Source organism: Romboutsia sp. MSSM.1001216sp_RTP31141st1_G3_RTP31141_220114, assembly GCF_039031195.1.
Taxonomy (GTDB): domain Bacteria; phylum Bacillota; class Clostridia; order Peptostreptococcales; family Peptostreptococcaceae; genus Romboutsia_C; species Romboutsia_C hominis.
The window spans coordinates 1,052,891-1,067,330 of record NZ_JBCIUO010000001.1; the positions used below are offsets into that span (position 1 = coordinate 1,052,891).

The window sequence follows — 14,440 nt, forward strand, 5'->3', positions numbered from 1 at the left end:
CTAATTCTCCTCTCTTCCACCAACTGTTATTTCTTTTACTCTTATCATTGGTTGACCTACGTTAGTTGGTATACTTCCAGAAGATGAACCACACATACCTTGTGCTTGTTTTAGATTGTTTCCAACCATATCTATATTCATTAAAACCTCGCTACCTTTTCCTATTAAACTAGCACCTCTTACAGGTTCTACTATTTCACCATTTTTAACTAGATACCCTTCTGATACTGCAAAGTTAAATTCACCAGTAACAGGGTTTACTGATCCTCCACCCATTTTTTTTGCATATAATCCATTGTCTATAGACTTTATTATATCTTTAGGATCATCAGTACCATTTGCTATATAAGTATTAGTCATTCTTGAAGTAGGCGCAAATTTATAGCTTTGACGTCTACTACTTCCAGTAGCTTTCATATTCATTCTTCTACCGTTTAATTTATCTATCATATATGATTTTAGTATTCCATTTTCTATTAGTACATTCTTTTTAGTAGGATTTCCTTCATCATCAATATTTGCTGAACCCCAGTGATTAGTTAATGTTCCATCATCTATTGCAGTTACCTTAGTTGATGCTATTTGCTGACCTAACTTATCTGAAAATACAGAGTTTCCTTTAGCAACAGAAGTAGCTTCTAGTGAATGGCCACATGCCTCATGAAATATTACTCCACCAAAACCATTGTCTATTGCTACTGTCATTTTACCTGCTGGGCAATTTTTAGCGTTTAGCATTGTTACTGCCACACGAGATGCTTCTTTTCCGTAGTATTCTGGGTCTATTTTTTCAAATAATTCAAATCCCATGCTCGCACCAGGACCCTCAAAACCTGTTTGATTTTCAGTTTCATTAGATGCTACTGAATTTATAGATAGTCTAGTTCTTATTCTTCTATCTTCTACGTATAGGCCTTCTGTGTTTGCTATTAACACTTGTTGGTCTTTATCTAAGTATCCAACACTTACTTGAGATATTGAACTATCATATGATTTTGCACTTTTATATGCCCTTTTCATAACGTCTATCTTTTTATTATATCCTACAGAATTTGGATGTACCTTTATAGGATTTATATCTGTTAAAATTTTAGTATTATTTAAAGTTATGCTTATATTTTCCTTTAAACTACCTAATGCTAAAGCTGCCTTATAAGCTGTATCAATTAGTGAGTTTAGGCTATTGTCATTAGTGTATGCATATACACTTTTTAATCCTTTAAATATTCTAATTCCTATACCGTAACTTCTTCCCCCTAGTGCATTTTCTATTTTTTCATCTATTAAACCTATAGAGTTAGTTATAGTGTCTTCTTCAAATATTTCAGCAAAGTCAGCACCTGTTATTAGGCACTTTTCTAATACTTTGGTTGCTATTTCTTTAGATAACATAATTTTCCTCCTATTTACTCGTATATTTATATTATATATATAAAAACACCCGTATACAATGTATACGAGTGTCCTATATTTAAATGATTTATTTATAAGTTATTTACAATACTTATTTTTAAGTTCTATATATTGATTTATTTCTTCTTCACTAGGTCCTACTTCACCATGAAAATCTAATCCTTCTTTTCTAACTCCATATTTTCTATATGCATTAAACTTATACTTGCACTTATCTTTAATAATCTTTGAAACTTCTATTACAGTTTCTTCATTATTTAAATTAGGAGCTATAACAGTTCTAACTTCGTAAAGTTTTTCTATACTTAAAAGATATTTTAAGTTTTTTAACACTATATCATTACTTACTCCTGTTAATTTAATATGCTCATATTCATCAATACTTTTAACATCTAGCATAAATTTATCAGTTAAATCAACAAGTTCTTTATGCTCTGTTAAGTCTATGCTTCCATTAGTATCTATAAAACAAGTAAGGTTTAATTCATCTTTGACTTTTTTAAATAATTTTACTAAAAAATCTGAGTTAAGAGTACATTCACCACCACTTACAGTTATCCCTTGAATAAATGGACTTATTTCTTTAATTTCTTCAAAAAGTTTATCTACTGAATAATCTTTAGTTTTAGGGCTTGATAAATTATCACATGCTTTAATGCAATCGTCACATCCTACACATTTTTTTTCATCCCAAACTAGTTTATTATCTATCTTAAATAATGCATCTGCTTTACAAGTTAAAATACACTTACCACAATTTATACACTTATTTATAGTTTCTGGATTATGACAGTAAGTACATTTAAAATTACAACCTTGAAAAAATATAGCTGTTCTATTTCCCGGTCCATCTATACAAGAAAAAGGAATAATCTTATTGACTAGTGCCATAATTAAGCCCTACGCTTTCTATCAAAAGCGTTAGAACCATGTTTTGCATTCATACCAAATACTGTTGCATTGTTTTTAACTGCCTTTTTATTTTCAAGTTGATTAACTTCTGATTTTTTAACTAAATATCCTGTAACACGAACAACATCACTACTATCTGAATAAGCTGATATATATCTTATTCCAGTTTTAAATGCTCCATCTATAACATTAACTATAGCTTCTGGATTATCTTTATATGTATCTTCAAACACAAATATATCACCTATTCCATTGAAGAAGTATTTATGATATGGTGCTGATTGTATAATATGTTTAAATAATTCAGGCTCTTCTCCTACTGGAATTCTACATCCTGGAGATATTCCTGTATCTGTATCTATACCAACTTGAGCGTGCATTAAGTGTTGACCATCAAAACATCCTGTATACTTTGATTTATGTGAAGTTACTATAGAATTAATATTTTCTATTATTCTTAATCCTAATTCATTGGCTTCTTTTGAATATCCAAATCTGTCCTCCTGATTAGTTGCATTTAATAAATGGTTTACAGCCTCAGCAAGTCCAACTATACCAAACATTCCTGAGAATAAATCTTTTTTAATAAATCCTTCTAAAACAAGGAAATTTGATTTAAAGAATGCTGCTTCTTCTACTAAAAATCTTATTCTTTCATCTATATACTCAAGCATCTTTTGTGTAACAAAAGGTATTTTATTTTCTAAAAAATCGTCTACAGAACTTGATTCTTCTGCTAATCTACTAAGAACAAGTCTAACTAGGGTATATCCCCCTCCACCTATTAAAAATCCATTATAACAACTTGCAAGTGCATATTTTTCAGTTTTAAAATCAACAACATCCATTTTATGATTTGCAAAACTTGGCTTAGCTGTAGATAATGACGTTTGTGCACATAATGTTATAAATTCTTTTGATGTTAAGTCTTTATCATATTTAACAGTTAAATTTGGTACTGCACACTGTAACTCTCTCATAGCTTTAAGTATAAGCCTACCAGCTTTAGTATCTATTGGACCTATATTTGCATGAACAAATGAATCAGTAAGCGTTCTGTCTATGTGTTTTAAGTATAATTTTATAGCCTTATAAGCTTCTTCTTCATCTTTTACAAAAGGTTCTAAAAGCTCATCTATATTCCCTAAATATACTGGATATGATGTTATTGATGGAACATGCTTGTAAAATATTAATAAGTTATTAGTTGCTTCCCATATATCAGTAGGTATATCAAGTTCTAAAAACTTACATCCTTCTTTCATTAGTTTTTCATAATCTGGTATAACATATCTTGGTCTATAAGGAGCATTACCTTCAAACATTGTGCATATTATATTTTTTTCTAGCAAAGTCTTTGTTTTATCATCTATATTTAATACATTAAGAGTACTTTCTCCTTGACCTGCTAGCTGTAGTACTTGCTGATTATAAGTTAAAGTTTCATTTTTTATAATGTTTAGTGCTTGATTCATATATTTTCCCCCTATAATTTATATTAATTATTTCCTTTTAATTGAATCTAGTTTATTTAATAATTTATAAAACTGCTCTTTATTTATTGATATATATTTTCTACTTACACAAATTAAATTTTCTTCTTTTAATTCTTTTAAATTTCTATTTATTGTTCTTATAGAAAATCCTAATACTGATCCTATTTCTTCTCTTGTTTTATATATATAAACAACATCTTTTTCTTCACTTTCAAATATATCTATTAAGTAATTTATTAGTGAATATACTGCTGGGTATGCAAGAACTTCCCCTTTGTTTAAAGATTGTTCATACATGCTTTTTGATACAAAGTGTAATACTTTTAATGTTAAATCTTGGTCTAGTTTAATCCATTTTATAAAATCACTTGTAGATATTTTAAGCATTATACAATCTGTTATAGTTTTAAGTGTTGATGAATAAGCTTGTTTATTTGCCATAATTTCCATAACACCTATATATGCTATAGAATCTACATCGGCAAAACTATATACAAATCCATTTTCAAATTCATTTCTAACTTGCATTTTTCCATCAAGACTTATATATATGTCTTTTATATTTTCGCCTTTTAATGCTACTGTTTTTTTTCTTTCAATTTTTATAATTTCACATTTGTTTTTTATGTTATTAGGTATTTTATTTATAAATTCTTTTGTATGTTTATCTTCTATATAATTAGAGAATACGCTATCTTGCATATTTTAAGTTTCTCCTAACTATTTAACTTTTATTTTATTTTATCATTGTTTTACAAAAGTAAAAGGACATATGTCCCTTTATATTTTAAATAATGGCTACAAACATACCTATATTACAATAAATACTATTAGAAATAGATTTTTTAAACTTAATTAAGATAATATATTTCACTTTAAATTTAATGAAACTATTTTTTAATTGGACAATAATTGAATTTTGTATATAATATAATCAAAGTTCGCAATTGATATATAATGCGAAATAAAGATATTTTAGATATCATATAGATAAATATGAATTTATTATAAAATTTCATAAATAAAAATTCTAGGGGGGAAACTTGTATGAATACAACAACATTTCTAGATATATTAGCAGTGGCAGAAAAACTAAAATGCAATACTAGGCACTCATGGACATCGAGCGGACGCCATGAAAGTGTAGCAGAACATAGCTGGCGTATTGCATTAATGGCATTATTAATGCGTGATGAATTTCCAAAAATTGATATGGACAAGGTAATTCGTATGTGTTTGATTCATGATTTAGGTGAAGCCTTTACTGGTGATATTCCTGCTTTTGAAAAGAAAGAAGAAGATAGTAAAAAAGAAGATGAGGAACTTTTCAAATGGATAAAAACTTTCCCTAATCCTTATCGTGAGGAATTCACAGAGCTTTTAAAGGAAATGAATGAACTAAATACTGATGAAGCAAAGCTTTACAAAGCATTAGACAATTTAGAAGCAGTCATTCAGCATAACGAGGCGGATATTAGTACTTGGATTCCGCTAGAATATGACTTACAGTTTACTTATGGTGCAGATAAGGTGAAATTTTCTCCTTATTTAAAAGAGCTAAAGGAAGAAATAGACCAAAGAACGACAGAAAAAATAGCTCAAAAGAAGGAAGCTTAGTTATTTAGAATAAAGGCTATGTTAGCTAACTTTGTTATAAATATCAATTTAAAATAACTCTATCTTAGTCATTGAAATGTTGAATATACTAAGATAGAGTTATCTCTTAATTTATTAATATTATTTTTTAATATCTTCTGTTGTAAGTATTGCTTTCTTATCTATCCCTGAATATTGATAACCTGTAACTTTAATTCCAACAAATCCAACTAATACTGCTAATGCTATTCCTATGATTATTTTTTTACCTTTTGATTTCATTTTTTATCCCCCATGATATATATTTTCTTGAATTATTTTTCAATTATAAAATAGTTATATAAAGCAGACAACTATACTATATACTTAACTTATTTTTTAAATTGTTTATCATTGACATAGTCTTATGATTTACGCCTTTATCTGGATGATGTTTATGGCTTAATAATTTAATGGCTTCTTTTCTTCTGTATCTATATCTAATTTTTCGTCACTACAAAAAATAAATTTAAATTATCTATATTTAGTTATTTCATTAATTCTTATTAAAATTTACTATAGCCTACCAAAGTCTCTAAATTTTTTAGGTGTCATTCCTGTAAACCTTTTAAATATTTTAGTAAAGTAGCTTTGATCGTTAAAATGTAGTAATACAGATATTTCTAAAATTGAATAACCATCTGATAAAAGCAACCTTTTTGCCTCTTCAATTTTTTCTTTTAAAATATATTCACTTATAGTAATACCCATCTCTTTTTTAAAAAGCCTAGATATATAGCTAGGATTAAAATTAATATATTCACAAATATCCTCTAAAGATAGATTACTATATAAATTTTGATATATAAAAGAAATGCAAGCTAGTATTGGACTTGAAAAATTTTTATTCTTCAAAATACGAACTCTATCTGCAAAATCACAAGCCATAGTTATTCTCAAATTATTCAAATCATTAAGTGTATTAAGCTCCTCAATATGTTGAATATAAGAATCACTAAGTGTATATGCAACTTCAGGATTCATTCCACCAGAAATTGCAGCACGAGTTACTAAGGTAGCGGTAGTAATTAATAAGTTTTTAACTGATCTTATTGAGTTATTCTTAGCTAAAACACCATAATTACCACTTACAGTATCACACAAAACTTTAATTAGTTTATCTTTGTTCCCAGTTCTTATACAGTCCATAATTGCCTCTTCATACACAAATGAATGATGAAAAACATCATTTTGCCTAGCTAAAGTGGCTATATTTTCAAAGTTACTAGAAATATTACTGATTATATCATTGTTATAAGAATTTATTTGTATAACATCATCAAAATCTAGCTTTTTATTATAAATTAAATAATAAGATAGAATACTTGTATTTATAAATGTATTAAAGTCTATAGTTGGTAAAGAGTTATAATATTTTAATAAAATATTCTTTTCTTCAAGGGTTATATTATGTTTAAAAATATTATCTATATTATCAAATTCAATTGGCTCATAAAGGCAAGGTCCAATAATAAAATTACCAATAAATTCATTATCAATATAAAGTCCAATAGATATAAAATTTTCCATATACTCTGTAGATTTAATCACAGGAACAGGTATAAATGTATTTAAGTTAAAAACTTCTGAAATAGATTTTATTAATCTATCATCAATTATACATAGATTATTCTTACTCTTTGTAGAGTACTTTAATGAACCATCTCTACTAAAAAAATATAAAGGTATTTTTAAAGTATCAAATATAATATTACAAATAAAATTTATATCATTACACATTTCTGTTTTTAAAATCATAAAAAATCCCCTTTAGTCAAAAAAATAATACAAAAGCAAAAATAATACAAAAATTATACTATTATTATTGATAATATATTATATATAACTAAACAATCAAGTCATACTTGATAGTGATATTTAAAATAATCATCAATAAGGTAAATTAAAGTAAAAAGGGGAATTATGACTATGAAAAAATGGAAAGAAATTAAAAAACAAGGCTATAATATTATCTTAAATGAAGGTGGTCAAAATATAGCTTATTCACCTAGCTCAGGAGTTAAAATAATTGAAGAAGATGGATATGCTTTTAAAAACTTAAGTAAAAGTGGAAAATTAGAAAAATATGAAGACTGGAGATTACCAATAGAAGAAAGAGCTAAAGATTTAGCATCAAAAATGAGTATTGAGCAAATAGCAGGGCTAATGCTTTATAGTGCACATCAATCTATTTCAACTAAAGATGACTTTTTCTCTAAAGCATTTGCAGGTACATATAATCGTAAAAAGCTAGAGGAATGTGATGCTAAAATAACTGATTTAAGTGATCAACAAAAGAATTTCTTATTAAATGACAACTTAAGACATGTACTAATAACAGTAGTAAACGATGCCAAGACTTCCGCTATATGGAATAATAATGCGCAAGCTTTTGTAGAAAAAATAGGATTAGGAATACCAGTAAATACAAGTAGTGACCCAAGACATGGTGCAAGTGCAGATACAGAATTTAATGCAGGTGCAGGTGGAGATATTTCAAAATGGCCAGAGCCACTAGGTCTTGCTGCTACTTTTGATAGTGAATTAGTTCGAAATTTTGGACATATAGCAGCTAAAGAATATAGAGCTTTAGGAATAGCTACAGCTTTATCTCCACAGGTAGATATAGCAACAGAACCAAGATGGATGAGATTTAATGGTACTCTTGGAGAAGACCCAATTTTATCAAGAGATTTAGGAGAGGCTTATTGTGATGGCTTCCAAACTTCATATGGTGAAAGTGAGATAAATGATGGTTGGGGATATGATAGTGTAAATGCAATGGTTAAACATTGGCCAGGTGGAGGTAGTGGAGAAAGTGGTAGAGATGCTCACTATGCTTATGGTAAATTTGCTGTATATCCAGGAAATAACTTTGATGAACATCTAATACCTTTTACAGAAGGTGCATTTAAATTAAAAGGAAAAACTAAAAAAGCTTCTGCCGTAATGCCATACTACACTATATCTTATAACCAAGATAAGAAAAATGGTGAAAATGTAGGTAATTCATATAACAAATATATAATAAATGATTTATTAAGAGATGAATATAAATACGATGGAGTTGTATGTACAGACTGGTTAATTACTAAAGATAATCAAGTAATTGATGCCTTCATATCAGGAAAGTGTTGGGGTGTTGAAACTCTTTCAGAAGATGAAAGACACTACAAAGCACTTATGGCTGGTGTTGACCAGTTTGGAGGAAATAATGAAGTTAAACCAGTACTTAATGCATATAAAATGGGTGTTACGGAACATGGAGAAGAATTTATGCGTGCTAGATTTGAAAAATCAGCAGTAAGGTTACTACTTAATATTTTTAAAACAGGATTATTTGAAAATCCATATGTAGATGTAGATAAGTCTCAAGAATTAGTAGGTAACCCTGAATTTATGCAAGCTGGATATGATGCACAATTAAAATCATTAATTATGTTAAAAAATAAAAATAATGTACTTCCAATAAAGGAAAGAAAAAAAGTATATATTCCAAAAAGAAGAATAAAAGAAAGTAAAGACTGGTTTGGTAATGTAATACCTGCTAGAGAAATTGATCCTGTTAGTAAAGTTATAGTAGAAAAATACTTTGATGTTGTAGATGATGCAAAAGAAGCTGATTTTTCAATCGTATTTATAGAATCTCCTAAAACTGTTGGATATACAAAAGAAGAAGGATACTTACCAATAAGTTTACAATATAGACCTTATACTGCAGTAAATGCAAGAAAAACAAGTATTGCAGGAGGCGACCCATTAGAATCATCAACTAATAGATCTTACTTAGGAAAGACTAACTTTGCTAGTAACGAATCAGATTTAGATATAATATTAGAAACAAGAAAAGCTATTGGTAAAAAACCTGTGATAGTTTCTTTAAATATGACGAATCCAACTATAGTAGGAGAATTTGAGCAATATGTAGATGCAATAATTACAGACTTTGGTGCTCAAACACAAGCTATAATGGATATAATTAGTGGAAATGTAAATCCAAGTGGATTGTTACCATTTAATATGCCTGCTAATATGGAAACTGTAGAAAAGCAATGTGAAGATGTTCCTCATGATATGAAGTGTTATAGGGATGAATTAGGAAATGTATATAAATTTGCATATGGTCTTGATTTTAACGGAGTTATAAATGATGATAGAGTAGCAAAATATAAAATTAAATAAGTAATCTAATCTTTATAAATAAAAAACCTCGACAAGACATTTATGTATTGTCGAGGTTTTTATGATGGAGTTAAATCATTTTCATAAGTTTAGGTATAAATAAACTTATTTCTGGTATAAATGTTACTAACATAAGTACAACCAATATACCTACATAGAATGGTAATAAGTATTTTATTACATCTTCTAGTTTTGTTTTACCTACTTTACATCCAATAAACAGTGTATTTCCAACTGGCGGTGTTATATTACCTATACATAAGTTAAATATAAGCATTATACCAAATTGGACAGAGTCCATTCCAAAGTTTTTAGCTATTGGTAAAAATATTGGTGTAAATATTAATATTGCTGGAGTTAAGTCCATAAATGTACCCACTATTAATAATATTAAGTTCATTATTAATAATATTACAACTGGATTTGAAGATATTCCTAATAATAATTCTGTTATTGCACTTGGAATATTTGTAAATGCCATAACCCAAGACATTATTGATGATACCCCTATTAAGAATATTATTATCCCTGTCATTTCAACTGTTTCTAACAGTATTCTAGGCATATCTTTTACTTTTATAGATTTGTAGAAAAAGAATGATAATATGAAAGAATATACAACTGCAACTGCTGCTCCTTCTGTAGCTGTGAATATACCACCTACTATACCACCTATTATTACAAATATTAAAGCTAAACTAGGAAGTGCATCTATAAATATTTTCATAGCTTCACCAAAGATTATCTTATATTTAGTTGAATACTTATACTTTTTCGCAAGTATAAATGCTACTACCATTACTGATAATCCCCATAATATTCCTGGTATATATCCAGCCATAAATAGTGCTGCTACTGATGTTCCTCCACTTACTAATGAATATATTATAAGTGAGTTACTTGGAGGGATTAAAAGCCCAGTTGGTGCAGATGCTATATTAACTGCCGCACTATAATTTTTATTATAACCTTCTTCTTCTTGAAGTGGAGACATTGTTCCACCGATTGCAGCAGCTGCTGCAACTGAAGAACCACTTACTGCTCCAAATAACATGTTTCCTACTACATTTGTATGCGCTAAAGATCCTGGTAATTTACCACTTAATACTTTTGCAAAGTTTACTAATTTTAACGCGATACCACCGTTGTTCATTATTATTCCTGCTAATACGAAAAATGGTATTGCTAATAATGAAAAACTACTTATTCCCGTAAATATTCTTTGTGCCCCAGTTAGTACTGCTACATCCCATGATAATGTAGTTAATATTCCAAATATAGATGCTACACCTATAGTTACAGATATTGGTATTCCTAATAAAAGCAGTATAGGAAACGCAATAGCTATAGCTGAACCTGCTTGAAATGCTAATTCCATAAACTTATCTCCCTCAGATTAATTATATTTTTTATTTCTACACAACGTTTTCATTCTTTCTATTTGATTGAGTTACCCCTCTGTTTGATTGAGTCATCTCTTGCTTTAAATCAATTAAGTTTAATATATTGTAAATAATCGTTATCACTCCTGATAATGGCAATGCTAAATATATATATCCCATAGATATTCCTAATGATGGTGATATTTGCCCCATAGCTAACATACTTATTTGAAGTCCACCTAATACTAAAACTAACGCTGAGAATATCATTACTACCAATTCTGTCATTACATTTAATATCATTTTTACTTTAGGGCTTTTTGATTCAAGTTTTTGTCTAAAAAATACCATAGTCATATGATCTTTTTTACCAAATACATAAGCTGAACCTAATAAAGCCATCCATACAAATGAATATATTAGTAAATCTTCTGATACTGTACTTGGATTATTTAGAACATAACGAGTTATTATTTGCCAAGTACCTAAAACTACCATAAATGCTAGTAGTGTCATACATATGACTTCTATTACTTTGTTTAACATATTTCTTAACTTATTCATCTTTTTTCCCCCTACTAGTATTTATTTACTTTTTGGTGCTTTTGCTTGTATTTTATCGTATATAACTTTTACTTCTTTGTCATTTTCAGTCATTTCTCTATGAAGTGGTAAAACTTTTTCTTTAAATGGTTCTGTATCTGGGTAGTAGAATTTAACCCCCATCTTTTTTGATTGTTCTACTGCTTCACTTACTTTATCTTCCCAAGCATCAACTTGGAATTTGTTTATTTCATCAACCGCATCTAATATTATATTTCTATGTTCTTCACTTAAATTATCTAATAACTTAGCATTCATTATTAATATGTCTGGAATCATACCATGTTGGTTATATGAATAATACTTTGCAACTTCTCCATGCTTATTATTAGTAAGTGCTAATTCATTATTTTCAGCGCCATCTATAACCTTTTGTTGAAGAGCAGTATAAACTTCTCCGAAACTCATTGGTGTAGCAGAACCACCTAATAATTCCATCATTCTTATGTTTGTTTGACTTTGTTGTACTCTTATTTTCTTCCCTTTTAAATCTTCTGGCTTCATTATAGGCTTATCTGTTGTGTACATATTTCTTGAGCCTGCATCAAACCATGTAAGACCAACAAATCCAGATTCTCTAGTTGACTCATATATATCACCCATTATATCTTTGTCATTCATTACAGAATGATAATGTTCTTTACTATTAAATAAGTATGGAAGGTTGAATACGCTATATGATTTATTAAAACTTTCAAGCAAACTTATACTTCCAACAGCTATATCTATAGCTCCTGTTTGAGTAAGTTCTACCGACTCACGCTGTCCACCTAATAACTCATTTGGGTATACTTGTATATCTATTTCATTATTAGTTTTATCTTCTACAATTTTTTCAAACTCTTTTAGTGCTAAGTGTATTGGATGTTCCTCACCTTGGTTGTGAGCAACCCTCATAACTCTTGCTTCATTGCCTTTACTTGAACTACATCCAACTACCGATAAACTAGTTATAGCTGCAAGTAAAATCACTTTAATCCTTTTATTCATATATAAATTCCCCCTAGGATTATTTTATAAAATATTTTTTAGCGTTGTTGTAACATATATCTTCTACTATATTGCCTAATATTTCTAAATCATATGCATATTCTCCATTTTCAACTAACTTTCCTAAGTAATTGCAAAGAATTCTTCTGAAATACTCATGTCTTGTAAATGATAAGAAACTTCTTGAATCTGTAAGCATTCCTACAAATTTACTAACTAAACCTAATTGTGAAAGTGCTATAAGCTGTCTTTCCATTCCATCCTTTTGGTCATTGAACCACCACCCAGATCCAAATTGAATTTTCCCTGCAACTTGTCCGCCTTGGAAGTTTCCAATCATAGTTCCTAATACTTCATTATCTTTTGGATTTAAGCAATAAAGAATAGTTTTAGGTAGATTATCTTCTACATCTAAGCTATCTAATAACCTCGATAAAGAATAAGCGATTTCCCCATCATCAATACTATCAAATCCTACATCCGCTCCAACAGAATTAAACATTCTAGTATTATTATTTCTAAGTGCACCTATATGAAGTTGCATTACCATATTTCTTTCACTATACATTTTCCCTAATTCTATTAATGTAAATGTTGTGTATTTTTGAGCATCTTCTATGCTTATTTCTTCTCCCGCTAAAACTTTAACAAATATACTCGCAACTTCCTCTTTGTTAGTAAGTTTAAAATAAACTCTTTCTAAACTATGGTCTGTTATATTACAACCATTGTCTACAAAGTAATTTAACCTTTTTTCTAATATTTCTATTAATTTATCATAATTTTTAATTTCTGTATCTTCTGTTTTCCCTAATAACTTTATGTAATCACAAAAATCTTTATTTTGTATCTTTAATGCTCTATCTGGTCTAAATGTAGGTCTTACCTCACACTCAAAACTATCATCAGCATTAATTTCTTTATGATATTTTAAATCATCAACTGGATCATCTGTAGTTCCTATATAAACTACATTAGATATACTTATTAATTTTCTGGCAGTTAAATTCTTTTTTACCATAGCATTATTGCATTTTTCCCAAATGTCTTTTGCAGTCTTTGCACTTAAAGTATCTTCAACATTAAAGTATCTTCAACATTAAAGTATCTTTTAAGTTCTAGATGTGACCAATGATATATAGGATTTCCTATTAAATAAGGCATCATATTTGCAAATTCATAGAATTTTTCAAAATCACTAGCATCACCAGTTATATATTTTTCATCTATTCCAAAACTTCTCATGGCTCTCCACTTATAATGATCATGGTATAACCACATTTGAGTTATATTTTCATATTCTTTATCTTCTGCTATTTCAACTGCTGGCAAGTGGCAGTGGTAATCAAATATCGGCATTTTTGAAGCATTATTATGATATAAGATTTTAGCTATCTCATTTGATAATATAAAATCTTGATCCATAAACTTTTTCATAACTTTCTCCTAAATTAATATTTTTAATATCGTTTTCTTACTACATTAAATATTAACATGCCTCTTAATATTTTCTAATATATTTCATTATTTTACCTTTTATACTATTTTTTATAAAAAGTGTTTCGAAATAAAATTTATTTCAAAACACTACTTTTATTTTCATTATTTATTCTTATTTATAGCCTCTATTAATCCATTTATATAAACTGCTCCTAAAGCTCTATCATATAATCCATATCCTGGTCTTCCTGTTTCTCCCCATATCATTCTACCGTGGTCTGGTCTATATGGTCCTTTAAAGTCATAGTCGCAATATGCTTTTACTATTTCATAAAAATCAAGTGATCCACACTCAGATAAGTGAGCTACTTCATTAAAGCTACTTTC

The 14,440-nt window shown here is 28.5% G+C and carries 14 protein-coding genes; 2 read left to right on the forward strand and 12 right to left on the reverse strand.

Going from position 1 to position 14,440, the window contains the following annotated elements:
- The 4 genes from ABCP60_RS05395 to ABCP60_RS05410 form a co-directional block, all read right to left on the reverse strand.
- Positions 1 to 1,392, reverse strand: coding sequence for a TldD/PmbA family protein (locus ABCP60_RS05395; RefSeq protein ID WP_343101419.1), 1,392 nt, complete (start codon positions 1,390 to 1,392; stop codon positions 1 to 3).
- 99 nt (positions 1,393 to 1,491) lie between these two features.
- Positions 1,492 to 2,304 carry a YjjW family glycine radical enzyme activase gene (locus ABCP60_RS05400; protein WP_343101420.1) on the reverse strand — a complete coding sequence of 271 codons (813 nt, stop codon included), beginning with the start codon at positions 2,302 to 2,304 and terminating at the stop codon, positions 1,492 to 1,494.
- A gap of 2 nt (positions 2,305 to 2,306) precedes the next feature.
- Positions 2,307 to 3,800: a YjjI family glycine radical enzyme gene (locus ABCP60_RS05405; RefSeq protein ID WP_343101421.1), complete on the reverse strand. Its 1,494-nt coding sequence runs from the start codon at positions 3,798 to 3,800 to the stop codon at positions 2,307 to 2,309.
- 27 nt (positions 3,801 to 3,827) lie between these two features.
- Positions 3,828 to 4,523, reverse strand: coding sequence for a Crp/Fnr family transcriptional regulator (locus tag ABCP60_RS05410; RefSeq protein WP_343101422.1), 696 nt, complete (start codon positions 4,521 to 4,523; stop codon positions 3,828 to 3,830).
- 345 nt (positions 4,524 to 4,868) lie between these two features.
- Between ABCP60_RS05410 and ABCP60_RS05415 the strand changes: the two genes are divergently transcribed.
- Positions 4,869 to 5,438, forward strand: a complete 570-nt coding sequence (locus ABCP60_RS05415) for an HD domain-containing protein (protein WP_343101423.1) — start codon at positions 4,869 to 4,871, stop codon at positions 5,436 to 5,438.
- A gap of 120 nt (positions 5,439 to 5,558) precedes the next feature.
- On the opposite strand, the gene ABCP60_RS05420 is transcribed toward ABCP60_RS05415, so the two are convergent.
- Both ABCP60_RS05420 and ABCP60_RS05425 read right to left on the reverse strand, forming a co-directional pair.
- The gene (locus tag ABCP60_RS05420) at positions 5,559 to 5,699 is read right to left on the reverse strand and encodes a hypothetical protein (RefSeq protein ID WP_176698675.1); all 141 of its coding nucleotides are present in this window, start codon (positions 5,697 to 5,699) and stop codon (positions 5,559 to 5,561) included.
- Positions 5,700 to 5,972: 273 nt separating this feature from the next.
- Positions 5,973 to 7,214 carry an AraC family transcriptional regulator gene (locus ABCP60_RS05425; protein ID WP_343101424.1) on the reverse strand — a complete coding sequence of 414 codons (1,242 nt, stop codon included), beginning with the start codon at positions 7,212 to 7,214 and terminating at the stop codon, positions 5,973 to 5,975.
- A 171-nt stretch (positions 7,215 to 7,385) separates the two neighbouring features.
- On the opposite strand from ABCP60_RS05425, the gene ABCP60_RS05430 reads away from it, so the two are divergent.
- Positions 7,386 to 9,638 (forward strand): glycoside hydrolase family 3 N-terminal domain-containing protein, encoded by a 2,253-nt coding sequence (locus ABCP60_RS05430; RefSeq protein WP_343101425.1) that lies wholly within the window; start codon positions 7,386 to 7,388, stop codon positions 9,636 to 9,638.
- Positions 9,639 to 9,708: 70 nt separating this feature from the next.
- On the opposite strand, the gene ABCP60_RS05435 is transcribed toward ABCP60_RS05430, so the two are convergent.
- From ABCP60_RS05435 to ABCP60_RS05460, 6 genes are all read right to left on the reverse strand, one after another.
- Positions 9,709 to 11,016: a TRAP transporter large permease gene (locus ABCP60_RS05435; RefSeq protein ID WP_343101426.1), complete on the reverse strand. Its 1,308-nt coding sequence runs from the start codon at positions 11,014 to 11,016 to the stop codon at positions 9,709 to 9,711.
- 37 nt (positions 11,017 to 11,053) lie between these two features.
- Positions 11,054 to 11,584, reverse strand: coding sequence for a TRAP transporter small permease (locus ABCP60_RS05440; protein ID WP_195929037.1), 531 nt, complete (start codon positions 11,582 to 11,584; stop codon positions 11,054 to 11,056).
- A gap of 21 nt (positions 11,585 to 11,605) precedes the next feature.
- Positions 11,606 to 12,613, reverse strand: a complete 1,008-nt coding sequence (locus tag ABCP60_RS05445) for a TRAP transporter substrate-binding protein (protein WP_195929039.1) — start codon at positions 12,611 to 12,613, stop codon at positions 11,606 to 11,608.
- A gap of 19 nt (positions 12,614 to 12,632) precedes the next feature.
- The gene (gene uxaC / locus ABCP60_RS05450) at positions 12,633 to 13,658 is read right to left on the reverse strand and encodes a glucuronate isomerase (protein WP_343101439.1); all 1,026 of its coding nucleotides are present in this window, start codon (positions 13,656 to 13,658) and stop codon (positions 12,633 to 12,635) included.
- A 20-nt stretch (positions 13,659 to 13,678) separates the two neighbouring features.
- Positions 13,679 to 14,050, reverse strand: a complete 372-nt coding sequence (locus ABCP60_RS05455) for a glucuronate isomerase (protein ID WP_343101427.1) — start codon at positions 14,048 to 14,050, stop codon at positions 13,679 to 13,681.
- Between the two features lie 165 nt (positions 14,051 to 14,215).
- Positions 14,216 to 14,440 (reverse strand): mannonate dehydratase (locus ABCP60_RS05460; protein ID WP_271893128.1); only part of this gene is annotated, 225 nt, incomplete at its 5' end.